The 22,503-nt window shown below is 72.4% G+C and carries 23 protein-coding genes; 12 read left to right on the top strand and 11 right to left on the bottom strand.

All coding sequences use genetic code 11. The features are described 5' to 3' along the window. Positions 1-89 precede the first annotated feature (89 nt). The 6 genes from ACWA15_RS01710 to ACWA15_RS01685 all read left to right on the top strand — a co-directional run bounded on the left by ACWA15_RS01710 (position 90) and on the right by ACWA15_RS01685 (position 5,992). The gene (locus ACWA15_RS01710) at positions 90-494 is read left to right on the top strand and encodes a TOBE domain-containing protein (RefSeq protein ID WP_464057644.1); all 405 of its coding nucleotides are present in this window, start codon (positions 90-92) and stop codon (positions 492-494) included. Next, positions 491-1,315: a molybdate ABC transporter substrate-binding protein gene (gene modA, locus ACWA15_RS01705; RefSeq protein WP_464057642.1), complete on the top strand. Its 825-nt coding sequence runs from the start codon at positions 491-493 to the stop codon at positions 1,313-1,315. The genes ACWA15_RS01710 and modA overlap by 4 nt, the downstream gene beginning before the upstream one ends. Then, positions 1,312-2,127, top strand: coding sequence for an ABC transporter permease (locus tag ACWA15_RS01700; protein WP_464057640.1), 816 nt, complete (start codon positions 1,312-1,314; stop codon positions 2,125-2,127). The genes modA and ACWA15_RS01700 overlap by 4 nt, the downstream gene beginning before the upstream one ends. Continuing rightward, positions 2,124-3,350, top strand: coding sequence for a sulfate/molybdate ABC transporter ATP-binding protein (locus ACWA15_RS01695; protein ID WP_464057638.1), 1,227 nt, complete (start codon positions 2,124-2,126; stop codon positions 3,348-3,350). Before ACWA15_RS01700 ends, ACWA15_RS01695 begins: the two co-directional genes overlap by 4 nt. A 150-nt stretch (positions 3,351-3,500) precedes the next feature. Beyond that, on the top strand, positions 3,501-4,427 hold the full coding sequence (locus ACWA15_RS01690) for a hypothetical protein (protein ID WP_464057637.1): 927 nt from the start codon (positions 3,501-3,503) through the stop codon (positions 4,425-4,427). Between the two features lie 605 nt (positions 4,428-5,032). Continuing rightward, on the top strand, positions 5,033-5,992 hold the full coding sequence (locus ACWA15_RS01685) for a hypothetical protein (RefSeq protein ID WP_464057635.1): 960 nt from the start codon (positions 5,033-5,035) through the stop codon (positions 5,990-5,992). Between the two features lie 271 nt (positions 5,993-6,263). On the opposite strand, the gene ACWA15_RS01680 is transcribed toward ACWA15_RS01685, so the two are convergent. The 3 genes from ACWA15_RS01680 to ACWA15_RS01670 are packed head-to-tail and all read right to left on the bottom strand — an operon-like array spanning position 6,264 to position 9,533. Continuing rightward, the gene (locus ACWA15_RS01680; RefSeq protein ID WP_464057633.1) at positions 6,264-7,103 is read right to left on the bottom strand and encodes a PP2C family protein-serine/threonine phosphatase; all 840 of its coding nucleotides are present in this window, start codon (positions 7,101-7,103) and stop codon (positions 6,264-6,266) included. Continuing rightward, the gene (locus tag ACWA15_RS01675) at positions 7,100-8,434 is read right to left on the bottom strand and encodes an RDD family protein (RefSeq protein ID WP_464057631.1); all 1,335 of its coding nucleotides are present in this window, start codon (positions 8,432-8,434) and stop codon (positions 7,100-7,102) included. The genes ACWA15_RS01680 and ACWA15_RS01675 overlap by 4 nt, the downstream gene beginning before the upstream one ends. A 55-nt stretch (positions 8,435-8,489) precedes the next feature. Next, complete coding sequence (locus ACWA15_RS01670) at positions 8,490-9,533, bottom strand: methylenetetrahydrofolate reductase (RefSeq protein WP_464057629.1); 1,044 nt, start codon at positions 9,531-9,533, stop codon at positions 8,490-8,492. 50 nt (positions 9,534-9,583) lie between these two features. Between ACWA15_RS01670 and ACWA15_RS01665 the strand changes: the two genes are divergently transcribed. Beyond that, complete coding sequence (locus ACWA15_RS01665; protein WP_464057627.1) at positions 9,584-10,222, top strand: cyclodeaminase/cyclohydrolase family protein; 639 nt, start codon at positions 9,584-9,586, stop codon at positions 10,220-10,222. Here ACWA15_RS01665 and ACWA15_RS01660 read toward each other — a convergent pair. Further along, positions 10,114-10,959, bottom strand: coding sequence for an amidohydrolase family protein (locus ACWA15_RS01660; protein ID WP_464057625.1), 846 nt, complete (start codon positions 10,957-10,959; stop codon positions 10,114-10,116). The genes ACWA15_RS01665 and ACWA15_RS01660 overlap by 109 nt on opposite strands. Continuing rightward, positions 10,917-11,684 carry an amidohydrolase family protein gene (locus ACWA15_RS01655; protein ID WP_464057623.1) on the bottom strand — a complete coding sequence of 256 codons (768 nt, stop codon included), beginning with the start codon at positions 11,682-11,684 and terminating at the stop codon, positions 10,917-10,919. The genes ACWA15_RS01660 and ACWA15_RS01655 overlap by 43 nt, the downstream gene beginning before the upstream one ends. A gap of 273 nt (positions 11,685-11,957) precedes the next feature. Between ACWA15_RS01655 and ACWA15_RS01650 the strand changes: the two genes are divergently transcribed. From ACWA15_RS01650 to pnuC, 4 genes are all read left to right on the top strand, one after another. Beyond that, the gene (locus ACWA15_RS01650; protein ID WP_464057621.1) at positions 11,958-12,566 is read left to right on the top strand and encodes a flavin reductase family protein; all 609 of its coding nucleotides are present in this window, start codon (positions 11,958-11,960) and stop codon (positions 12,564-12,566) included. Between the two features lie 24 nt (positions 12,567-12,590). After that, positions 12,591-13,058, top strand: a complete 468-nt coding sequence (locus ACWA15_RS01645) for a cupin domain-containing protein (RefSeq protein ID WP_464057619.1) — start codon at positions 12,591-12,593, stop codon at positions 13,056-13,058. Positions 13,059-13,061: 3 nt separating this feature from the next. Continuing rightward, a complete protein-coding gene (locus ACWA15_RS01640; protein WP_464057617.1) occupies positions 13,062-14,285 on the top strand; it encodes an acetamidase/formamidase family protein in 1,224 nt (407 codons plus the stop codon). 113 nt (positions 14,286-14,398) lie between these two features. Further along, on the top strand, positions 14,399-15,073 hold the full coding sequence (gene pnuC / locus ACWA15_RS01635) for a nicotinamide riboside transporter PnuC (protein ID WP_464057615.1): 675 nt from the start codon (positions 14,399-14,401) through the stop codon (positions 15,071-15,073). 162 nt (positions 15,074-15,235) lie between these two features. On the opposite strand, the gene ACWA15_RS01630 is transcribed toward pnuC, so the two are convergent. After that, the gene (locus tag ACWA15_RS01630) at positions 15,236-16,012 is read right to left on the bottom strand and encodes an HAD-IIB family hydrolase (RefSeq protein WP_464057613.1); all 777 of its coding nucleotides are present in this window, start codon (positions 16,010-16,012) and stop codon (positions 15,236-15,238) included. A 349-nt stretch (positions 16,013-16,361) separates the two neighbouring features. On the opposite strand from ACWA15_RS01630, the gene ACWA15_RS01625 reads away from it, so the two are divergent. Next, the gene (locus ACWA15_RS01625) at positions 16,362-17,162 is read left to right on the top strand and encodes a hypothetical protein (RefSeq protein WP_464057611.1); all 801 of its coding nucleotides are present in this window, start codon (positions 16,362-16,364) and stop codon (positions 17,160-17,162) included. A gap of 164 nt (positions 17,163-17,326) precedes the next feature. Here ACWA15_RS01625 and ACWA15_RS01620 read toward each other — a convergent pair whose 3' ends face one another. The 5 genes from ACWA15_RS01620 to ACWA15_RS01600 all read right to left on the bottom strand — a co-directional run bounded on the left by ACWA15_RS01620 (position 17,327) and on the right by ACWA15_RS01600 (position 22,500). Next, a complete protein-coding gene (locus ACWA15_RS01620; protein WP_464057609.1) occupies positions 17,327-18,103 on the bottom strand; it encodes a creatininase family protein in 777 nt (258 codons plus the stop codon). Next, complete coding sequence (locus ACWA15_RS01615) at positions 18,081-19,445, bottom strand: FAD-binding oxidoreductase (protein WP_464057607.1); 1,365 nt, start codon at positions 19,443-19,445, stop codon at positions 18,081-18,083. Before ACWA15_RS01615 ends, ACWA15_RS01620 begins: the two co-directional genes overlap by 23 nt. Positions 19,446-19,526: 81 nt before the next feature. Continuing rightward, positions 19,527-20,708 (bottom strand): substrate-binding domain-containing protein, encoded by a 1,182-nt coding sequence (locus ACWA15_RS01610; RefSeq protein ID WP_464057605.1) that lies wholly within the window; start codon positions 20,706-20,708, stop codon positions 19,527-19,529. A gap of 134 nt (positions 20,709-20,842) precedes the next feature. Further along, positions 20,843-21,721, bottom strand: coding sequence for an ABC transporter permease (locus ACWA15_RS01605; protein ID WP_464057602.1), 879 nt, complete (start codon positions 21,719-21,721; stop codon positions 20,843-20,845). Further along, positions 21,718-22,500 (bottom strand): ABC transporter ATP-binding protein, encoded by a 783-nt coding sequence (locus tag ACWA15_RS01600; RefSeq protein WP_464057600.1) that lies wholly within the window; start codon positions 22,498-22,500, stop codon positions 21,718-21,720. The genes ACWA15_RS01605 and ACWA15_RS01600 overlap by 4 nt, the downstream gene beginning before the upstream one ends. Between the last annotated feature and the right edge of the window lie 3 nt (positions 22,501-22,503).

Raw genomic sequence — 22,503 nt, 5'->3', positions numbered from 1 at the left:
GGTAGCCCCGGCGCCGCTTCCCGACGGGATCCGCACAGGCGGGACTGCCGTCCTGTTTTCACCGCATCTGCGGTGCTAGCCTTCCTGACATGGCTCAGTATCGGATCAGCGACGCGGCTCAGCTGCTCGGGGTCAGTGACGACACCGTGCGCCGCTGGGTGGACTCGGCGGCCGTGGACGTGACCCTGGACGACTCCGGGCGACGCGTGATCGACGGCGCCGACCTCGCCGCCCGGGCGGTCGAGCTCGCGCAGGCGCCCCACGACCCCTCCGGCGTCGGGCGCAGCGCCCGCAACCGCTTCGTCGGGCTGGTCACCCGGGTGCTCGTGGACGGCATCATGGCGCAGGTCGAGATCCAGTCCGGGCCGCACCGGGTCGTCTCGCTGCTGTCCGCCGAGGCCGTCCAGGAGCTGGGGCTCGAGGTCGGGTCGCTGGCCGTCGCGGTCGTCAAGGCCACCAACGTCATCGTCGAGACGCCCGGGACCGCGCGGTGAGCGCACCGGGCCGGCGGCGCGCCGCCACCCTCGCCCTGCTTGCGTCGTCGCTGCTCACCGCGTCGCTGCTCGGTGCGTGCGGCGCTCCGGCGCAGCCCGACGGGCCGCCCGGGGCGTCGGGCACCGGTGGCGTCTCGGGTTCCGAGCTGTCCGGAGACCTCACCGTCTACGCCGCCGCCTCGCTCAGCGCGGCCTTCGACGACCTCGCCACCCGGTTCGAGCAGCTGCACCCCGCCCTCGACGTGGCACCGATCGTCTACGACGGGTCCTCGACGCTGGCCACCCAGCTCCTCGAGGGCGCACCGGCCGACGTGTTCGCCTCCGCGGACGAGACGACCATGACGGCCGTCGCCGACCTGCTCACCGGTCCCCCTCGCCTTTTCGCCTCCAACAGCCTCGTCATCGCCTTCCCGCCGGGCAACCCCGGTGGCGTGACCAGCCTCGACGACCTCGCCCGGGCCGACCTCACGGTCGTGCTGTGCGCCGCGCAGGTGCCGTGCGGAGCGGCGTCGAACCGCCTGCTCGCCGCCGCCGGGCTCACCGTCACCGCCGCGAGCGAGGAGCAGAACGTCACCGCGGTGCTCACCAAGGTCGCCGCCGACGAGGCCGACGCCGGGCTCGTCTACACGACCGACGTCGCCGCCGCGGGCACGTCCGTCGGGTGGATCGTCCCGGCGGGCGCCGCCGACGACGTCAACCACTACCCGGTCGCCGCCCTCGCCGAGGCACCGAACCCGGCCGCGGCCGCGGCCTTCGTCGACTTCGTGCTCAGTACCGACGGACAGACGGTCCTGGCCGGGTACGGCTTCGGCGCACCATGAGCAGCGGCGTCGGGCAGGGTGCCGGGGGCACCGTGCCGCGGGCCCTCTATCTGCCGGCCGTGCTCGGGCTGTGCCTGCTCGTCCTGCCCCTCGCCGGGCTCCTCGCGCGCGTCGACTGGGCGACGCTGCCGGCCGACATCACCTCCCCCGAAGCGCTCAGCGCCCTGGGCCTCTCGCTGCGCACGGGGCTCGCCGCGACCGCGCTGTGCCTCGTGCTCGGGCTGCCGCTGGCGCTCGTCATCGCCCGCAGCCCGGCGCGCACGGCCGGGCTGCTGCGCGCCCTGGTGACGATCCCGCTCGTGCTGCCCCCCATGGTCGGCGGGATCGCGCTGCTCTTCCTGCTCGGGCGCAACGGGCTGCTCGGGCAGGTGCTCGACGTCTGGGGGGTGCGCCTGCCCTTCACCACGGCCGCCGTGGTCATCGCGCAGTCCTTCGTCGCGCTGCCCTTCCTCGTGCTCGCCGTCGAGGGGGCGCTGCGCACCGCGGGCACCGGGTACGAGCACGTCGCAGCGACCCTCGGGGCGAGCCGGTGGACCGTGTTCGTGCGGGTCACGCTGCCGCTGGTGCGCCCCGGTCTGGTCGCCGGCACGGTCCTGTGCTTCGCCCGGGCGCTCGGGGAGTTCGGCGCGACGGCGCTGTTCGCCGGGAACGCCGCGGGCACCACCCGCACCATGCCGCTCGCCATCTACACCGCCTTCAACGGGGCCGGCGTGAGCCAGGGGTCCGCCGTCGCGCTCTCCCTCATGCTGCTCGTGGTGGCGGTCGTCATCCTCGTCCTGGTCCGCGGCTGGCAGCCGGGAGCGGCGCGGTGAGCGGCGGTGCCGGCGAGGCGGGCGCGGGCGCGGCCGCGGTGAGCCCGGCGGTCGCCGGTGCGGGTCTGGAGGCCGACCTGCGGGTGAGCCGCGGGACGTTCTCCGCCTCCGCCCGCCTCTCCCTCGCCGCTGGGGAGGTCCTCGCGCTGCTCGGTCCCAACGGCGCGGGCAAGTCGACGCTGCTGGCCGCCCTCGCCGGGCTGCTGCTGCCCGACGACGGCTACATCCGCCTCGACGGCACCGACCTCACCCGCGTCGTCGCCGCTCCGAGAGGCGCCTCGGGCCGGAGCCGCGGCCCGCGCACCCAGGTCCAGGTCCCGCCGTCGGGCAGGGGGGTCGGGCTGCTGAGCCAGGACCCGATGCTCTTCCCCCACCTCACCGCCCTCGCCAACGTCGCCTTCGGCCCGCGCGCGCAGGGTGTGGCGGCGCGCACCGCGACCGCGCAGGCCGCGCGGTGGCTGGACCGGGTGGGACTGAGCGGGCTGGGCGACCGCCGCCCCGCCGAGCTGTCCGGGGGCCAGCAGCAGCGGGTCGCGATCGCGCGCGCGCTCGCCGCGGCCCCCCGCCTGCTGCTGCTCGACGAGCCGTTCGCCTCCCTCGACGTGGACACCGCCCCGGCCGTCCGCCGGATGCTGCGCGACGAGCTGCGCGCCAGCGGCACCACCGCCGTGGTCGTCACCCACGACGTGCTCGACGCCGTGGTGCTCGCCGACCAGACCGCCGTCCTCGTCGAGGGCCGGATCGTCGACCTGGGCCCCACGTCGCGGGTCCTTGTCGCCCCGCGGTCACCGTTCACCGCGAGCATCGCGGGGGTGAACCTCGTCCTGGGCACGGCCGACGACGGCGCGCTCGTCACCGCGGACGGAGTCCGCTTCGCGGGGGTCCAGGACGCGGGTCGGGGCGGGGCGGCCGACGGGGTGGTGGGTGGCTTGGTGGGTGGTTTGGTGGATGGTTTGGTCGACGGCGCGCCCGTCGCGGCGGTCTTTCGTCCTGCGGCGGTCATCGTCGGCCTGCTGAGGCCGGTGGGCGCGAGCCCGCGCAACGTGTGGCCGGCCACGATCACCTCCCTCGAGCACGGCCCCAACGGCATCCGGGTCCAGACCGCCGAGCCGGCCGTGGCGGTGGACCTCACGGCGGGAGCCGTCGCCGAGCTGGGCCTGGCCGAGGGCACCCGGGTGTGGTTGTCGGTCAAGGCGACCGAGGTCGCGCTGCACGCACGCTGACCACGGGCACGGCGCGCCGGGGCTCGGAACTGGGACCTCTGGTTGACGGAGTTCACAGGAATGTCTGGGAGTATTCAACAAATGAGTCTTTCCATCTTCGCCGCGTTAGCTGCCGCCGCCGGGTACGGTGGCGGCTCTGTCGTACAGGCGATGGCATCGACGCAAGCCGCCGGGCTCAAGGTCTTCCGCCGTCCCGCGTACGCGGTCGGGACCTCGATCACGCTCATCGCCTGGGTCTTCTCCCTCATCGCACTGAAGTACCTGCCGCTGCTCACCGTCCAGACGGTGCTCGCCTCCGCGCTCGTCGTCACCGTGCTGCTGGACCGGATGGTCTTCGGCACCCGGCTGCGGCGCATCGACGTGGCGGCGGCCGTGGCGATCACGGGCGCTCTCGCCGTCCTTGCGGTCGGCACGGGTGCCCAGTCCAAGATCGCGGCACCCAGCTGGTTCGGCTTCGCGATGCTCGTGCTCCTCGCCGCGCTGCTCGTCGCGACGATCGTCACCTACCGCCGGGCGAACGCATCCGTGCAGGCCGTGCTCAGCGGCCTCGCCTCCGCCGGACTGGCCATGTGTGCCCGCGCCGCGCACGGCTCAGGCGGCTGGGTCGACTTCTTCCTCACGCCGATGGCGTGGCTGACCATCGGTTTCTCGATCCTGTCCTCGGTGACCTTCTCCCGTGCGGTCGAGAGCGGGACGGTTGGCCCGGCCCGCGCCCTGGTCAGCGTCACCCAGGTGATCGTCCCGGGGCTCGTCGGCGTGACGATCCTCGGCGACACCGTGCGCAACGGCTGGGGAGCGACCGCGCTCGCCGCGGTCCTCATCGCGCTCGTCGGCTGCGTCATCCTGGCCACCCGCCCCGTCCGGTCGACCAAGCGCCCGGCAGGTGTGCGTGCTCACCCCGCCGGTGCGGTCGACACCGCGCCGGGCGGCATCCCGACCGGCTCCGACACCGGATTGGTCGACGTCTTCGACACGGTCCCGGCCGACATCGTCGCGATCGACCTGGCCGCTCTCGAAAGGTTCCCGGCCCCGCGGGTCCACCTCGCCGGCCACGGCGGCCACGGCGGCCACCACTAGCAACCCCTCCCGCTCGGCGGCGGCTGCCCGACAGGGTCGTCGACCCCGTGTGGACTCCTGTGGACTCCGTGTGCGGCCCTGCCGCAGGCGCATCCGCCCGACGGGGTCGTCTGTTTCCCGTCGAGTCGTCCATCTGGACAGACGACTCCGCGCGAATCAGACGACCCAGCGAGCACCTTGACCACGCATGCGGCCGGAGCTCTCCTGTCCCAGCCCCCTCACCGCCCGCCCCTCCCCACCACCGCTGCCCTCCCATCCCGATCCCATCCCATCCCAGCCGGGCCGGGCCGAGCCGGGCCGAGCCGGGCCGAGCCGGGCCGAGCCGGGCCGAGCCGAGCCGGGCCACCCGACTGGGTCGTCCATTTCGCGTCAGGTCGTCTATCCAGATAGACGAACCCGCACGAAATAGACGACCGCGTGGGCATCTCTACCGCGGGAGCGGCCGGCAGGGTGGCGGGCGGCAGCGGCCAGCGGGGTGGCGGGGGCGGGTGCGGCCACTCCACAGGCGGGGTGCAGGGCAGACGGCTTGCACCAACAGGTACCGGTTATCCACAGGTCCCGCGGCAACCAGCGCGTCTCTCCGCCTCAGGCGGAAGGATCGCCACATGACTCGCCGCCCTGGACCCGCCTCCCCCACGCAGCTCGACCGAGCGCCGCTGCCGAAAGTCCATCTCGCTCGCCACCACACACGCACCCACGTCGCCGAACACCTGCGGACCGGGGAGTGGCAGCGCATCCGCGCGGGCGCGTACGTCGACACCGTCCCTGGCGAAGACCCCCATGCCCGACGCCGTCGGCACGCCCTCGGGAGGATCCTCGCGCTCGCGGAGCAGACCTCTGGGCCCCTGATCTTCAACCTGGTGTCCGCCGCGCTGCTCTGGGGTCTGCCGCTGCTGACCATGGCGGCCCTCACGCACGTGGTGCAGCGCTCTCGGCCCACCTGCCATGGCGCTCCAGATGTGGTCCGCCATCATCTGCGGCTCCCCAGCGAGCACCTCACCACTCGCCACGGACTCTCGGTCACGTCGCTCGAGCGGACCCTCGTCGACTGCGCGCGGGCGCTCCCCCCGTTGGCGGGCCTGGTCGTGGCGGACGCCGCCCTGCACATCGGGGCAGACCCAGACCTGTGCGCCGAGATCCTGGCATCCCTGAGTGGCCAGCACGGCGTCGTGCGGGCTCGTGGGATCGTGCCTCTCGCCGACGCCGGAGCAGAGTCTCCGGGAGAGACCACGATGCGCTTCGTCCTCCTCCAGGTCGGGCTGCCGGTGCCCGAGACCCAGATCCAGATCCCGACACCTGCGGGCACCTACTGGGCAGACCTCGGGTGGCGTGGCTCGCGGCTGCTGTGTGAGTACGACGGGCGTACCAAGTACGGCATGAACGGCGCTGCGACGGAGGCCGTCCTCGCGGAGAGACGCCGTCAGGACGCGATCGAAGAGGAGGGCTGGCGACTGCTCCGCATCGTCCGCGAAGACCTCCGTTCCCACCCGCTGCTGCTCCGACGGGTTCACCGGTGGATGCCCGGCGTCGCCCTGACCCCCCGCCCCGTCCTCAACATCTCCTGACGACCCCCTGCCCGCTGCCGCGCCCCTCTGCGTCCCCCTCGCCTGCGCTCGCCCCCCAGGGTGTCGTCTGTTTCGCACGGGATCGTCTATCTGGACAGACGAAATCGCGCAGCATAGACGACTCAGTGGACCGGACGCGGCGGCAGCAGGCAGCAGGCGGGGACGCGGGCAGCGGGCAGCGGGCAGCGGCGGGGGCGCCGGGGGCGGGCTGGCAGAGGACGCCGGCGAGGCCGGCGGACGCTGGCGAGGCTGGCAGAGGACGCGGGCTGGGCTAGGTGGAGGGGCGGGTGGGAATGGTGTCTTCGATCGACGTGTCCTCACCGGGGCCGGCGCCCAGGCGCTCCCACAGTCCGCCGGGGTCGTCGCCGCGGGCGATCTGCACGACGTCGACCACCACCGCGGTGATGTTGTCGCGGCCGCGGACGGCCAGGGCGCGAGCGACGAGCTCGGCGGCGGCCGCCTGAGGGTCGTCGTGGGCCAGCAGGACGTCGCGGATCTCCGGGTCGGTGAGCTCACCGGTGAGCCCGTCCGAGCAGGCCAGGTACCGATCGCCCACCCGCGCCGGGACGGACCACACGTCCGGCTCGGAGTCCGCCGTCGGGCTGATCGCCCGGGTGATGACGTTGCGCTCGGGGTGCGTGCGGGCCTCGAGCTCCTGGATCGCTCCGGAGTCGATGAGCTCCTGGACCGTGGAGTGGTCCTTGCTCAGCTGTTCGAGCACACCCTGGCTCAACCGGTAGGTCCGCGAGTCGCCGATGTTGACGATGACGACGGCCGCCTCGCCGTCCACGCTGGACACCCCGATGCCGGAGAGCGTCGACCCGCCGGACAGCCCCGACGGCTCGAAGTACTCGGTGATCGTCTGCCGGGCGTGCGTGACGGCCTGGCGCACCTCGTCCTCGGAGACCCAGGGCTGCTCGACGAACTGCGCGAAGGACGCGACCACCATCGCGGAGGCGATGTCCCCGGCGTCGTGCCCGCCCATGCCGTCGGCCACGAGGAACAGCGGCGGCGAGGCCAGCAACGCGTCCTCGTTGTGCCGGCGCACAGCGCCCTTGTCCGTCGCCGCGCCCCACCTCCCGGTGAACGGCGAACGGGCAGGCAGGGTCACCGAGGCCCGCGCAGGAAGGTCTCGCCGGCGTCGGCAAACTCTTCTTGAGGAGTGGTGACCCGGGCCAGCGTGAAGGCGTGCTCACCGACCGTCACGGTCGAGCCGTAGGGCGCGAGCACGGCCGCGCCCGCCACGAGCGGGGCCACGACGCCGTCGAGCCCGACCACGGTCGACCCGTTCGTCGAGCCGAGGTCGGTGACCTGCACTCCAGCCGCCTCGACCTGGTAGGACAGGTGTGCCTTGGACACGGTCCGGGTGGCGTCGGCGATGGTCAGCAGGGACGGATCAGCGGCGACCGGGGCCGCCCCCGCCCGGGCCGGACGCGGGGTGCGCCCGATGGTGCCGGCGCCGGTGACCTCGTGCACGTCACCGGAGTCGAAGGTGAAAGTGGCTCGCGGCGGTGCGGGCGGGGCCGGGGGCGCGGGCGGGGCCGACGGCGCGACGGCGACCGGCTGCGGGGCGGGTTCGGCGGGCGGCGGCGGGACCGGCGCCGCCGGCCGACCGGCCGGATGCAGCGGGGTGCCGTCCAGTCCCACGAGCACCGGGACCCCCGCGAGGGACGGGTCGGGCGGGGGGAAGCCCCCCACGCTCTGCTGCCCGAACTGGATGCCGTGCTGACCGGAGGAGATGCTGCTCAGACCGGGCGCCGGCCATCCGGACTCCTGGCCGGAGCCGACGCCGGTCCCCGCGCCGTCGGCGGCGCCGTCCGGTCCGGTCAGGTGGGCCGGGGCGAGCGCGCCCTGCTGCGCGGTGAACGGGTCTCGGCCGGCGACGACGTCGAGCAGCATGAGGTTGGTCGAGGAGTCGTACCACGCGCGGCGGTCCCCGCCCTTGTTCGTGAGGATCCCGACGACGGCGATCACCCAGCCGACCAGGACTGCTCCACCGAGAGCGACCAGCAGATATCTGCCCCACGCCGCGGGACCTGGCGCTCCCCCGGTGCGCACGTCCACCAGACGCAGACCCATGGCCTTCTTGCCGGGACTCGCGCCGGTCCGGGCAAAGCTGAGCGCCACGACCACGAAGCCCACCAGCCACCCCAGGCCCAGCGCCGCCCCGAGCACGACCAGCGCGGGCATCTCCTTGGCCAGGCCCACCTGCAGGGACACGCTCGCGCAGCCGGCCGGCAGCGCGGACGCCAACCCTTCCAGGACCGCAGAGCCGGTTCGGCGCCCTGGGGCGGCGGGGACGCAGCCGACCAGCGCCGGCGGGACGGTCGACCTGCCCGGTCCGCTGGAGGACGGCTGCGGCATGAAGGGCTGCGCCGGTCCCGACTGCGCGGGAAAGGGCTGCGCGGGATAGGGCTGCGGAGGGCCGGGCACGGTCGACATGGAGGGCTCCTTCAGCAGGACCGGAAAGACCGGATCGTGGGCCACTCTACGAGGTTCACCGCGCAGATGGTCCACCCGGTCCGCCGCCGGCCCCGAGGGCCTTCCCGATCGAGGCCAGCGCATGGGCGAACGCCGTCTCGGTGCCCGGTGTCGGCCCGCCGGCCGGCAGCACACCCACGACGCCGTCGATCTCGAGAAGCTGCTCGGCGTAGTCGATCGCCGCGGCCACCCCGGCCTGGTAGGGGTCACGGGCAGCGAGGATCGACTCGACGTACCCGGTGGGGAGCACGGCGGCGGCGAAGGAGGCGAGCAGGAGCGCGCCGGGGCGGTCGATGACCACGGGGACCCCCGGGACGAACGGCACGTCGACCCCCGCGGCGCGTGCGTCGTCGATGAAGCGGCGCACGTCGTCGGCGTCCCCGCAGTACTGGGGGAAGCAGAGCTGTGCGCCGGCACGGACCTTCTGGGCCAGCCGGGCCGCCCGCAGGGCCACCGGCGGCGAGGCCGGTGACTCCGCGACCGACACGGTGAGCCCCAGGTCGCGGGCGAGCGCGACCACCTCGGTGGACTCGAGGTCGAAGACCGCACGGGCGTCGGGCCGGTCCCCGGTGAGCGTGTGGTCGCCGGTGACCGCATGCACCCCGGCGACGCCCACGTGCGCGAGCGCGGCGAGCTCCCCCTCGAGGGCGACCCGGTTGCGGTCGCGGCAGGTGACCCCGACCCAGGCCGGCAGGCCGGCCGCCTGGATGAGGTGCGCCCGGTAGGCGGGCGGGAACTGCACCCGCGACCGCCCGGAGTCCCCGGCCAGCACCGCGTCGACGGTCCCGCGCATGATCTCGGCGGACTCGGTGATGGACTCCGCGTCCAGCGCCCTGGAGGGCAGCGCGGAGACGACGACCGGGCGGTGCGCGGCGAGGGCGAGCAGGTCGAAGCCACGACCGACCGAGGGCTCCCTCACCTCCGGGCCGCGCCAGCGGGGCAGCGGCACGTCGAGGAAGGTGCACCGGTGCACCGACACCTCGCACGCGCCGTCGGGCGCCACCCCGCCGCACGGCCCGTAGGTCATGTCCTTGGGACAGGTGAACTGCGGTGATGTCATGGTGCCTCCGGGGAAACGTGACGGATACACGTCGCTCCTAGGCTGCGGGGATGACGAGCGCATCGCAGACCTGCACACCGTGGATCCACGAGCTGGGCGCCGCCGCGCCCGCACCGGGAGGGGGTGCGGCGGCGGGCATGATGGTCGCGCTCGGGGCGAGCCTCACGCGGATGGTCGCCGGGTACAGCACCGGGGACAAGCCCGGCTTCACGCCGGCTCCCGCGGTCGCCGCCCGGATGCGCGACGCCGCCGCGCGCGCAGGTGCGCTCGCCGACCGCGCTCTGGCCGCGGCCGACGCCGACGCCGTCGCCTCGACCGGGTTCGCCGCTGCCTTCCGCCTGCCCGACGACGCAGCCCGCCCGCGCGCCGTCGCCGCGGCCACGCTGGAGGCCGCCCGCACGTCCGACCAGCTCGGGGTGCTGGCCCTCGACGCCCTCGATCTGCTGGCCCAGCTCGGCGCGGACACCAACCCGATCGTGGCGGCCGACGTCGCCGTCGCGGCGGCGGCCCTCGGTGGTGCGCTGCGCGCCGCGGCGGTCAACGTCGAGGTCAACCTGCAGGCCGGGGCCGCGTCGGGGGTTCACAGCGCCAGGCTCAGGTCGGCCATCGGCTCCTTCGACGCCGCCGCGGCCCGCGCCGACGCCCTGGTCGTCGCCACCCGGTCGGCGATCATGTCCTCGGGCACGTAGGCGAGCTCCATCCCTGCGGCCCGGGCGCTGTGGGTGATCCGTGCGTGCAGCTCGATGCTCGCGTCCGCGGCGAGCGGGGAGGTGAGCTCCCCGTCCGCGGCGACCTGCACGCCGCCGACGTAGACGCCGGTGAGGTTGCGCAGTCCGCAGGCCATGACGTAGGTCGCCACGACGTCCCAGATCGGCCCGGTGTCCGGGTGGCGCGGGTCGACGACGAGGAAGTCCGCCCGCTTGCCGACCTCGAGGCTGCCGATGTGCGCCTCGACCCCGAGCGCCTCCGCGGACCCCAGGGTGTGCATGCGCAGCACCTCCCGGGGGGTCATGATCCCGGCGTCGGAGTGGATCGCGCGGGTCGTGTACATCCCGATCCGCATGTTCTGGAAGGGGTCGGAGACGTCGGTGCAGGACTGGTCGTCGAGCCCCATCCCGATCCGCATGCCTAGGTCACGCAGCCGGATCACGTCGGCCACGCCCGAGCCGAGGCGGCCGTTGGAGGTGGGCTGCCAGACCATGGCGCAGCCGGCCGCGGCGGCCCGTTCGACCATCGCGTCGGTCGGGTGGACGAAGTGGCCGAAGAGGAACCGCGCACCCAGCGCGCCGGCGTCGTCGTACCAGCCGAACTTGGACTGCTGGAACTCGATGTTCTCCGCGGTCTCCACGAAGTGCGCCTGGTTGGAGACGCCGAGCTCGCGCATCATCCGGGCCTCGAGCTCGGCGGTGCGCGGGCGCTCGACCACTGCACGGCGCCCATGATCGAGGAGCCGAGGTACTGGTCCGCAGGGGTGCGGTCGAGGCTGGCGTGGACCATCGCGGTGAAGGTGTCGACCGTCTCGGTCTCGGTGAAGGCCTCGTCGTCGAGCCGGAAGCTGTTGACCACCCGGATGCCGGAGTCCGCGGTCGCGTCGAACTGACGGGTGAGGTAGTCGACCGGGTTGATCTTGGCGGCGACGTTGCGCCCGGCGGGGGCGTCGTACATCCACGCCACCCGTGAGTGCGTGAAGTTGTACGCCGACGTGATGCCGTTGCCGAGGAAGTCGAGGCTGCCGTGCAGGGTGTACCAGTAGAGGTCCTCGGCCCCCGAGCCGAGCAGCGCCTCGTTGTTCTTGAGCACCCACGGGTAGAGGGTCTCCGAGTGCGCCAGCCCGCGCAGCCCCGAGGTGTAGATGTGGCTGTGCGCCGAGACGAACCCGGGGGCGACCATCGCGCCGGCGACGTCGATCACGTCGATCTGGTCGACGCCGGGTGCGCCCGGGCGAGCGGGCTCGCCGAGGCTCGCCGCGGCGTCGGGCAGGGGCGACGGCGCGAGGGCCGGTGGCGTTCCGGGGCCGATCCCGGTGATCCGGCCGTCGGTCCCCACGCTCATCCAGCCGAGGTAGCAGTCGGGGCGGGGCGTGGCGTCGGCCATCGGCAGGAGCAGGGCGTTGACGATCATCAGGGGTCGGGCGAGCGGCTGGGTAGGCACGGGGGTCTCCTGCGGTCAGCCTCCGCCGAGGTCGCACCCGAGAAGGGTGCGTAGGCGGGCTCACGGAGGTCGACTCCTGCGACCCTAGGGCCAGCTCTGGCCTCGACGGGGGCGTCTTACGCAGTTCTTCCACAACGTTTACCCGCCGGAAACGCGTCCGGTCCTGGCGGAAACATTCGACACCTACCGTAAATGTTGATGTCATCAACATCGATCCACCGATCTGCAGCACACGACCCGCACCAGACATCCAGGGAGACGAGGAGGTTCACCGTGACGACCCTTGCACTTGCACCGGGACCCGCAGTGACCACGCCGATGGCACCGGCATTGACCTCAGAGCCACCCCGCACCACCCCTTCAGAGCAGCCGGCGCCCGACGTGCGCCCGGCCTACCGCGACGCCATGTCCACCCTCGCCGGCGGCGTCTGCGTCATCACGACCGACGACCACGGGACACCGACCGGCCTGACCGTCACGACCGGGTTCAGCGTGAGCATGGACCCCCCGATCTTCGGGGTGTGCGTGGACAACACCTCGCGCACCCTGCCGGCGCTGCTCGCCCGCGGCGCCTTCGTCGCCAACGTGCTGGACGGCGGGTCTGCGCACGTCGCGTCGAACTTCGCGAGCCGCGCACCGGACAAGTTCGTCGCGGCGTCGGGCCCCATCGCCCGCGGCACGACGGAGAGCGGGCTGCCCTGGCTGCCCCAGAACAGCCTGCGCGGGGTGGAGTGCGAGATCACCCAGACGATCCCCGCCGGTGACCACACGATCATCCTCGCCGCCGTCCGCCAGGTGCACGACTCCCACGGCGCGCGCACCCACGGCCTGGGCTACCTCGCCCGCACCTTCCACCCGCTGGCCCTCACGCCGACCCCCTGACCCCATCCTCTCGAAAGGCTTCCCATGACCGGCGCAGCACCCATCATCCGCAAGCTCACCGACATCCCGGGCTACCTCATCTCCCCCGAGGACACCGTCCGCCTGGCCGAGCTCGCCGGACCCTCCCACGGGACCAGCACGAGCGTCTTCCTCGAGATCTGGGAGCCGGGCGGCGCACAGCCGCTCAACTCCCACGAGGACTCCGCGGAGATCTTCATCGTGCTCTCCGGCGAGGCCGAGGCGCACAGCGACACCGACGCCGTGAACCTCGTCCCCGGTGACGTGCTCATCCTGGCGCCCGGCTCCGAGCACCGGATCATCAACACCTCCGCCACCGACCGCCTCTACACGATCACGATCATGGCCAACGACGGCGGCTTCGCCAAGCTCGTCACCGACGGTGTCACGGCGCCGCTGACCAGGGAAGACCTCGGTCACCTGGTGCGGTCGTTGGCCCCCGACGCCGCCACCGACAGCACCGTGGCCGCCTGAGCGATGACCTCCACGGCTGAGCGGATCCCCGTCCTGCAACCCCTCTCGACGGGGATCGAGATCCCCCGTCACGGTCGCGGCGGGCGCCCGGGCTATCTCCCGGCGACGCCGCGCACCGTGCTGTGGGGCCGGCTGCCGTGCGCCGACGACTCCCCCGTGCTGAGCATCGAGGCGGGGGAGTCGCTGTGGATCGACACCGTGAGCCACGAGGGCATCCTCGAGGACCAGGGCCGTGACCCGGTGGCCTTCTTCGGCGGGCACGGCGTGCCCGCCTCCGACGTGCTGCACGACGCCGTCCGGGTCGCCGCGGAGGTCGGGCATGACCCGCTCACCGACGGACCGCACGTGGTGACCGGGCCGATCGAGATCCGCGGCGCCCGGGTCGGCGACGTGCTGACGATCACCGTGCTCGACCTCGAGCTGCGCACCGGCTACGGCATCGTCTCCAACCGGCACGGACGCGGCGCGCTGCCCGGGGAGTTCCCGGCCGAGGGCTCTCTCGACCCGGTGTCCATCCTGTGCACGGTGGATGCACCGACCGGTGTCGGGGCGGGCGGGGTGTCCGGCGCGTTCCCGTCCGTCGCCTCGGGCGCGCTGCTCACCGGGTCGATGGCCGCCGGGCCCGGTGACCGGCGTCGGGTCCGGTTCCCTTTGCGGCCCTTCCTGGGGACGATGGGTGTGGCCGTCGCCGGGACCGAGCGGGCACACTCGGTGCCGCCGGGGGCGCACGGCGGCAACGTCGACGTGTCGTTGCTCGGGGTCGGCTCGACGCTGAACATCCCGGTCCAGGTCGCGGGCGCGCTCGCCTACGTCGGCGACCCGCACTTTGCCCAGGGCGACGGGGAGGTGGCGCTGACCGCGTTCGAGGCGCCGCTGCGCGCGCACCTGCGCTTCGACCTCATCCGCCGCGAGACCCTCACTGCTCCGCGCACGCTGTGGGGGGAGACGGCCGAGCTGCTCATCCCGATCGGCCTCGACGTCGACCTGAACGAGGCCATGCGCCAGGCCACCCGCAGCGCGATCGCGCTGCTCACCGACGCCGGGATGGCCCCGGCCCACGCGTACGCCTACCTGTCCGCGGCCGGGGACTTCGCCGTCTCGCAGGTGGTGGACCGGGTCAGCGGGGTGCACGGGAAGATCCGCAAGGCGGATCTGGTGGAGCTCTGGGAGGGGGCGGTTCACCTGGGGACACATCGCCTGGCGGGGCAAGACGTCCCACGGGAATGAAAACGGTGCGCAGTACGCTGACGCACATGCTTCGGGGTCGGTGAACGTCCGAACCGGCCTGCCGCCTCCTCCCTGCGCCTGCCCCGGGGCCGACTTCGGAAAAGGTGGACGCAATGGATCTCATCAGCTGGTTGTTCGACGCTCAGCTGGTCATCGGTGACCAGCACATCCTGTGGCGCGAGATCATCGGGAACGTCTTCGGCCTGATCTGCGCCCTGGGCGGGATGCGCCGCAAGGTGTGGGCCTGGCCCGTGGGCATCGTCGGCAACCTGCTGCTGCTCACCGTCTTCCTCGGCACCGTCTTCAACACCCCGAGCTCGGTCAACCTGCTCGGTCAGGCCGGCCGGCAGGTCATGTTCATCGCCGTGTCGGTGTACGGCTGGGTGCGCTGGAGGCAGAGCAGGGCCGACAGCGGCACGAGCGTGCAGCCGGAGTGGGCGACGTGGCGACAGCGCGTGTTCATCGTCGTCGCGATGGTCGGCGGCACGGCCGCGCTGACCCCGGTGTTCCGAGCGTTGGAGTCCTACGAGCCGGTCTGGGCCGACGCGTGGATCTTCGTCGGCTCGCTGCTGGCCACCTACGGCATGGCGCGCGGGTGGGTGGAGTTCTGGCTGGTCTGGGTCGCGGTCGACGCGGTCGGCGTCCCGCTGCTGATCGACGCCGGCTTCTACGCGTCGGCGTTCATGTACCTGTTCTACGGGGCGTTCACGCTGATCGGCTTCTTCGTCTGGGCGCGGGTGCGCCGGGTGCAGCCGGCGCCGGAGACGGTGCCGGTCCCCGCAGCCTGACGGCCACTGGCGGCCCCACTGGGACGGGGTCGTCTATCCTGCGCGGGATCGTCCATCTGGATAGACGAAACCCTGCAGAATAGACGACCCCGTGGGACCCGCCAGCCCGGCCAGCCCGTCGGACCCGCCAGCCCGGCCAGCCCGCCGTCTGCCTCCGGTCCGCTACCGCTGGGCGGGGAGCGGGAGGGTCGGGATGAGCTCGTCGAGCAGGGCGGCGGTGTCTTCCCAGCCTTCGACAGCGCGGCACGGGACACCCAGGGCCAGCACCGGGTAGTCGTTGCCGGCCTCGTCGAGCCGGTCACCGACGAACAGCATCTCCGGCAGGTCGATCCCGGTGATCTCCGCGAGCTTGGTCATGCCGTAGGCCTTGTCGATCCCCTTGCGGGTGATGTCCACCGACGTGGACCCACCGGAGCGGACCTCGAGGTCGGGCAGCTGCGCGGCGACGGCCTCACGCAACGTCGTCTTCTTCTCCCCGGTGGGGTCCCACGCGGTCTTCGCGGCGACCGGGGCCGCCTGGCCCAGGGCGGAGAACGTGATCTGCGAGCCGCGGTCCTCCAGGATCGGGCCCCACGTCTCGTCTTCCCACAGGCCGAGGTCGCGGGCCGAGCCCTCGACGGCCGCGAGCGCGCGGACCTTCTCGTCCTCGGTGAGGTTCTCGGCATAGACCTGGTCCCAGCTGCCGCCGGCGTAGCGGTAGTACTGCGTGCCGCAGGTGGGCATGAGGTGCAGGCGGGCGAGCTGCTCCGGCGTCGCGCCGTCGAGCTTCTCGATGAGCTGCATCTGGAACTGTCCGAACTGACCGCCGGAGATCACGCAGACCTCGACGACGTCGACCAGCTCGAGCAGCAGTGCCGCCATCCGCGGGTCGAGCGGCGACTTGGACGGCGCCAGGGTGTCGTCCAGGTCGAACGCGACGAGCAGGGGTGGGCGGGACACAGGGCGCCTCCGGGAGGTGTGCGGGATCGGGTGCGCGCACCCGGCGTCGGTGGTGCCCGACGACGTCCCCATCCTTCCAGATGCCGCGCGCGCCAGGGCGCACGGCCCCCGCGACCGGTCGCCGGAAGTGGGGACGAGTCACCATGGAAGCGCCGGGATGCCGACCGTGCGTTCCGGTAGCCTGACTCGACGCACCCCTCCCTCTCCGGGGGCAGCGGCGCAGGCCGCCCCGGCCCGACCCAAGGACTCTCGCCGTGATCCCTCAGGACTTCCCGCCGACCGGGCTCCTGACCGGGGCCGCGGAGTGGGTCGGTGACGGCCTCAGCCACGCCTGGGGCTCGGTGTTCGGATGAAGCTCCCTGGGTCTGCCGTCGCCCCGGTGAGGTCGGTGGCTCGGGGCGGACTGCGGGGCATCGACGTCGTCGGCCTCGTGCTGCTGCTGGCCGTCGGCGCACTGATGCTCGTCGTCGGCATCGCGAACCACGTCCCGGCGCTCACGGTGCTGGGTGCCGGGTGCCTGGGCGTCCTGGTCGTGGGAGGCTGCTCCGTCGTGCTGCAGCGGCGGTCCCTGACGCCACCGGCGGCGGCGACATCCGTGGTCGGCGGCCACCCGGCGACTGTCCTGCGCCGCGAACCGGTCGCCTTCACCCTGGGTCTGGTAGTCATGGCCGTCACCGGCACGACCACCCTGGGCTGGGCGCTCCTCGCCACCAGCTCGTCGATGCCGCTGGCCGTGATCCTCGGAGTCCTGGGTCTGTGGATGTTCGTCCCGGCGCTGCTGGCCGCGCGCGGACGATTCACCGCCGGGGTCCTCCGGCTCACCCCGGACGGCCTCGACTACCGGTCTCGTGGCCTGCAGCTGTCGATCGGCTGGGATGACATCGCGGCGGTGGGTGGCGAACAGCCGATGGTGGTGATGGTGCTCTCCCGGGGCGGCCGTGCCATCAGCAGCTCCCGGACTGCCGGGTGGTTCACCGGAGAGAAGCTCGTCAAGGCCGACATGGCGGCTCTGCGGACCGACGCCATGGTGGTCGATGCCCGCCGGCTCGCCCCCGTGCTGTGGCGGTACGTCACGACCCCCGCCGCCCGCGCCGAGCTGGGCACCCCCGCATCCCTCCCCCAGTTCCCCTCCCCCGCCCCACCCCGCTGAGTGCGGCCGAACGGCTGCCTAAAACGGACATCGGGCAGCCGTTCGACCGCACTCAGCGGACGGAGTCAGGACCGACCGACCGCGCGACCGGGGGACCTGTCGGCCGGGGCGGGAGGAGGCAGGGCGGGAGGGACCGGGGCGGGAGGGGGTGGGGCGGGGGGCTGTCAGCCGATCGTGAAGGTGCTGGCCTCGACGATGGACTCGGCGATCTTGGCCACCGCGGCCTCGAAGAGCTCCTTGCCGAGGTCGGCCGAGGCTCCCGTGGGGTCACCGATCACGCCGCCAGGACCGAAGTCGTCCGAGGTCCAGCCGAAGCTCACCGACTTGCCGAAGCCGATGTGCTTGTACTCGCCCATCGCCTCGGGCACCTGACGGGTCGCCAGGTCCATGTGCACCAGCTCGGGACGCAGGTGCAGCACCATCGACGTCTCGGCGTGCCCGCCGTGCACCCCGAAGCCGTTCTCGACGTCGACGGCGGCCACCCCGCCCTGGTCCCGGGGGACCGAGGAGTGGGCGAAGAAGGTCTGCAGCCCGAAGCGTCGGCGCAGCTCGCGGCAGGCGACCTGGCCGAGGGCGGAGTTCCCGCCGTGACCGTTGACGAACATGAGCTTCTTCACCGGGGAGTTCGCGAGCGACCGCCCGATGTCGATGAGCGTGTTCATGAGCGTCTCCCAGGTCAACCAGATGGTTCCCGGTGCCCAGTGGTGCTCGTCGGACTTCGTGTACGCCAGGCCCGGCAGCAGGACGACGTTCGCTGTCCCCGCCTCGGCCACCGAGGCGACCGCCGCCTCGGCGACGCTCGTGGCCACGAGGTAGTCGGTGGAGACCGGCAGGTGCGCGCCGTGCTGCTCGATCGCACCGAGGGGCAGGATCGCCACGGTGTCCTCGGGCAGCGCCGCGATCTGCTGGAAGGTCAGGTCAATGAACTGGGGTGCGGGCAACGAGAGCCTCATTCCTGGTGTCGATCCGCGCTGGGACGACACCGTCTCGGTCGAGCTTGAGCTGGTTGAGCAGACCCTTGGGGTCTGTGATCGGGGCGGTGGCGAGGGCCTCAGCGACGTGCCGGTCGACCATCCACTGGTGCGGGCTGTGGATCCCCACACCCATCTCCTCCAGGGCCGCGAAACCGCCGAGCACCTGGGCCTCGGACTCGTAGTCGGCGACGTACATGCCCAGCGGGCCCATGGTCCGCAGTTCCACGTGCACCATGGCCTTCGGGTACACCGTGCGGATGAGGTCGGGGGCGTCCCACAGGGCCCGGCCGCCCACCTCGAGGTGGAAGCAGGGGTAGCCGGACTGCTGGAGGAAGTACACCGGGTGGTTGTAGGACATGGAGGAGAGCTTGTCCGTGGCGGCGTAGTCGTCGAGGACCGCGACGACCTCACCCCCGGCGGCCAGCACGCGGCGGGAGACCTCCTCGACGGTGGACACCTCGAGGATCATCCGCAGGCTGGTCCGGGTCGGGTCGAGCGCGATCGGGGCGGGCAGGGTCGCGACCAGGCCGGGTTCGTCGAGGGAGGCCAGGCGGGGCAGGACCGCGAGGTCGGGGAGCGTGCGGTGGACCGCGATGGCCTGGCCGTAGTCGGCGAAGGCCGCGTAGACGGCCACCCAGTGCCGGGCCGGGTCGGTGCGCACGGTGAGCTCGGTCGCGACGCCGGTCACCCCGTAGGTGTGGATGTAGGGGATGGTGTCAGCGCCCTCGACCCGGAAGGAGCGCCCCGAGCCGTCGCACGGGGCGATGGTCATGGCCGTGACGAACCCGTCCGCGGTCGTGCCGCGCTCGACGGTCCCGGTGCCGGCGCTGCCGCCGGCGATGAACCCGCCGATGGTCGAGCCCTTGGTGGAGGGGAACATCCACAGGTCCTGGCCCCTCGCGCGCACCGCGTCGTCGACGGACGTGAGCTTGGCGCCGGCCTGGGCGGTGACGAACCCGTCGCCGATCTCGGTGATCGCGTCCAGGGCCCGTAGGTCCAGGACCGCTCCCCCGGTGAACGGGGTCGCCTGGCCGTAGTTGCCGGTCCCCGCCCCGCGCGGCACGACGGGGACGTCGTGGTCGTAGGCCAGGCGCAGGAAGGTCGGCACCTGCTCGGGGCTGGTGGGTCGCACGACGAGGTCGGCGGGGTAGCGGCCCGGGGGCAGCTTCTCCTGGAGGATCGGCGACATCCGCGACCAGTCCGAGGAGAGCTTGAGGATGAGGGCCGGGTCGGTGCTGGCGACCCCTTCGCCGAGCTCGCTCGTGACGAGCTCGGCGAAGGAGGCAGCACCCTCGGGGGTGAGGGTCATGGGAGGTCCTTCTCAGTTGCGCGGGTGAGACGATGCGCCGGCGGCACGGGGGGCAGGCCGCCAGCGCACCGGGCAGGGAGGTCAGTCGAGGGTGATCGACGGGTCCAGGAACTCGTTCGTGAACAGGTCCTCGGGCACCAGGTCGTCGGCCACCTCGGTGCCGCTGGCCTCGAGGATCGGGGTGAAGGTGTCCATGACGGTCTGGATGCGGGATGCGTCCATCCCGCCGAAGATCCCGGAGGTGTCGGTCTTGATGATCTCGAGGTCCGTCATCGCCTGGTGGGAGAACTCCGCGACGCCGGCGGAGTACACCCAGCCGGTGTTGTACTTCTCGACGAGCTCGACGATCAGCGCGTTCGTGGAGGCCGGGTCCTCGAGGTAGTCGATCTGCGTCTGCTGCAGGATCGGGACGATCTTCTCCAGGCACGGGGTGTACTCCTCGAGGTCCGCGGTGCGCACGGCGAGCGGCTCGGGGTAGATGGTGTAGCCGACCTCGGAGACGAGCTGGTAGGCGACGGGCTTGCCCCAGGAGGAGATCTCGTTCTCGTAGATGAACGGCTCGGCGGTGGCGAAGCCCTGCTGGGCGATCGTCGGGTCACCGACGAAGCGGGACGGGTCGCCGTTGTAGGACGGGTCGATCTGGTCCGCCGGGACGGTCCCGTTGCCCGCAAGCATCGCGCCCAGGTTGCTGCCGCCGCCGGAGACGACGATCGACGCGCCGTCGGCCGCGATGTCGGAGATCGTGGTGGCGCCCGGGTAAGTCTCCGGGTCCCACATGATGACCTGCGGAGACACGTTGAGCTGGGCGACGACCGCGGTGACCGGCTGCTTGTCCGACGACGCGATCGCGCCGTCGGTGTTGACCGCACCGAACATGATGTCCTCGTCGACGAACATCTGTGAGGTCACCGACTGATAGCTGATCGCGGACCCGCCGGGGCGGACCTCGATGTCGACGCCGGTGTCCACGCCCTGGGCGACGAGCGAGCCGGAGACCCTCTTCTTGTCGGTGTCGATCGTGTAGTCGGCGCCGACGAGGGAGTACATGCCGGCGTGCTCGGCCTCTGGCTCCCAGTCCTGCTGCATGACGACGGTCGCCGGGCAGATGCCGGAGAGGTCGAGGGCGGAGCCCTTCTCGGCGGCGGGGATGTCGAGCTTGGTGGCCTCCGCGGTGTCTTCCCCGGCTGAGCAGGCGCTCAGCGCGAGCAAGGAGACGAGGGAGAAGGTGGACCCGGCGATGACGGCTGCTCTGGAGCGGATCATGGTGCAACTCCTTGTTGAAGGACGGGGGTGGGGGGTCTGCCGAGGGAGCGGTGAAAAGGGTGAGCGGGGTGGAACGGCCCGCGGTCGCGGGACGCTGGATGAGGGGTGGGACGAGAGTCGAGCGGGCGAAAGAGTCAGCGCCGCCCGTACCACTTGGCCATGACGGCCTTGTCGATCGCCGAGAACACCGCGAAGACGACGACGCCGAACAGCGACGCCAGGGCGATCGCGGTGAGCAGGTTCTCCGACTCCACGCGGGCCCGGTAGACGTCGAGCAGACTGCCGATGCCCGGGGCGCCCTGGCGGAAGAACATGTCGCCGACGATCGCGCCGATCACGGCCAGCCCGGCGGAGATCTTCAGCCCGGCGAACATCGACGGGACCGCGGCAGGCATCTGCAGCTTCCACAGCCGCTGCGCCCGGGTCGCCTTGTTCAGGGTGAACAGGTCGTGGGCGGCCGGCTCGGCGGACTGGATGCCGAAGAGCGTGTTCGAGATCATCGGGAACAGCGCGATGATCACGCAGACGATCACCCGGGAGGTGAACCCGAAGCCGAACCACAGCCCGATGAGGGGAACCAGCGCCAGGATCGGGATGGTCTGCAGCACGACGGCGTAGGGGTAGAGCGACTTCTCCAGCCAACGGGCCTGGCTCATGAGGATCGCCTGCCCGACGCCGAGGACCACCGCGATGACCAGCCCGGTCATCGCGACCTGCGCGGTGAGCGCGAGCGCCTCGAACATCGGCTGGACCTTCGACCAGTCCAGGACCGACTCGGTGAGCACCTGGTGCGGGGGCGGCAGCAGGAACCGCCTGCCCTCGGGGAGGACGAGATAGCTGATCAGGTACCACAGGGCGATCGCGCCCGCGAAGGCGCCCAGCACCGGTCCCGCGCTCGCGGCGACCTTCTGGGTCACCCGCCACGCAGTGCCCGACGACGCAGCCCGGGTGGGGCGGGCGGGGGCGCTCACGGCTGGGACGGCGGGGACGGCGGTGCGGGTCACGGCGGTCATCGGTGGTCTCCTTCCAGTGCGGCGGACACCTGGCCGGACAGCGCGGCGAAGGCGGGGTCGAAGCGGAGCTCGGGTGGGCGGGGGTAGGAGAACGGGACCTCGAGGTCGGCCACGACGGTCCCGGGGCGGCCGCTCATGACGATCACCCGGGTGCTCAGGTATACGGCCTCGGACACCGAGTGGGTGATGAACAGGCCTGCGAACTGCTTGAGCGCGAAGAGCCGCTGCAGCTCGGTCTGCATGTTGAGCCGGGTGATCTCGTCGAGGGCCCCGAAGGGCTCGTCGAAGAGGAAGAGGTCGGGCTCGGCGACGAGGGCCCGGGCGAGGGAGACCCGCATCCGCATGCCGCCGGAGAGCTGGCGCGGGTACTGCTTCTCGAAGCCGCCCAGGCCGACGAGCTCGAGGGCCTCCTGGGCCGCCTTGCGACGGGCGATCTTGGACTTGCTGCGCAGCTCTCCGATCAGCTCCACGTTCTTCTGGGCCGTGCGCCACTGGAGCAGCGTGGGGTCCTGGAAGACGTAGCTCGTGGAGTCGGTGTTGACCTCCACGGTGCCGGTCGTGGCGTCGTCGAGCCCGGACGCCAGGCGCAGCAGGGTGGACTTGCCGCAGCCGGAGGGGCCGACCACGGAGACGAAGTCCCCCGCGGCGACCGTGAGGCTCACGCCGGTCAGGGCGACGGTTCCGGTGGCGAAGGTCTTGGAGACGTCGTCCAGGACGAGCGTCCTGGTCTGGGAGATGTGCTGGATGCGGTCGTGGACTACGTCGGTGGGTGCGGTCACGGT

The organism is Sanguibacter sp. TS_SC_8, from assembly GCF_055361235.1.
The sequence above is the reverse complement of the archived record's forward strand: the minus strand, read 5'-3'. Positions and strand labels throughout refer to the sequence as shown.

Coding starts and splice junctions, on each gene's coding strand:
- ACWA15_RS01690 (WP_464057637.1), top strand. CDS start 3,501: ATGGCATCGACGCAAGCCGCCGGGCTCAAGGTCTTCCGCCGTCCCGCG.
- ACWA15_RS01710 (WP_464057644.1), top strand. CDS start 90: ATGGCTCAGTATCGGATCAGCGACGCGGCTCAGCTGCTCGGGGTCAGT.
- ACWA15_RS01665 (WP_464057627.1), top strand. CDS start 9,584: ATGACGAGCGCATCGCAGACCTGCACACCGTGGATCCACGAGCTGGGC.
- ACWA15_RS01605 (WP_464057602.1), bottom strand. CDS start 21,721: ATGACCGCCGTGACCCGCACCGCCGTCCCCGCCGTCCCAGCCGTGAGC.
- ACWA15_RS01685 (WP_464057635.1), top strand. CDS start 5,033: ATGACTCGCCGCCCTGGACCCGCCTCCCCCACGCAGCTCGACCGAGCG.
- pnuC (WP_464057615.1), top strand. CDS start 14,399: ATGGATCTCATCAGCTGGTTGTTCGACGCTCAGCTGGTCATCGGTGAC.
- ACWA15_RS01675 (WP_464057631.1), bottom strand. CDS start 8,434: ATGTCGACCGTGCCCGGCCCTCCGCAGCCCTATCCCGCGCAGCCCTTT.
- ACWA15_RS01610 (WP_464057605.1), bottom strand. CDS start 20,708: ATGATCCGCTCCAGAGCAGCCGTCATCGCCGGGTCCACCTTCTCCCTC.
- ACWA15_RS01700 (WP_464057640.1), top strand. CDS start 1,312: ATGAGCAGCGGCGTCGGGCAGGGTGCCGGGGGCACCGTGCCGCGGGCC.
- ACWA15_RS01645 (WP_464057619.1), top strand. CDS start 12,591: ATGACCGGCGCAGCACCCATCATCCGCAAGCTCACCGACATCCCGGGC.
- ACWA15_RS01640 (WP_464057617.1), top strand. CDS start 13,062: ATGACCTCCACGGCTGAGCGGATCCCCGTCCTGCAACCCCTCTCGACG.
- ACWA15_RS01625 (WP_464057611.1), top strand. CDS start 16,362: ATGAAGCTCCCTGGGTCTGCCGTCGCCCCGGTGAGGTCGGTGGCTCGG.
- ACWA15_RS01670 (WP_464057629.1), bottom strand. CDS start 9,533: ATGACATCACCGCAGTTCACCTGTCCCAAGGACATGACCTACGGGCCG.
- ACWA15_RS01615 (WP_464057607.1), bottom strand. CDS start 19,445: ATGACCCTCACCCCCGAGGGTGCTGCCTCCTTCGCCGAGCTCGTCACG.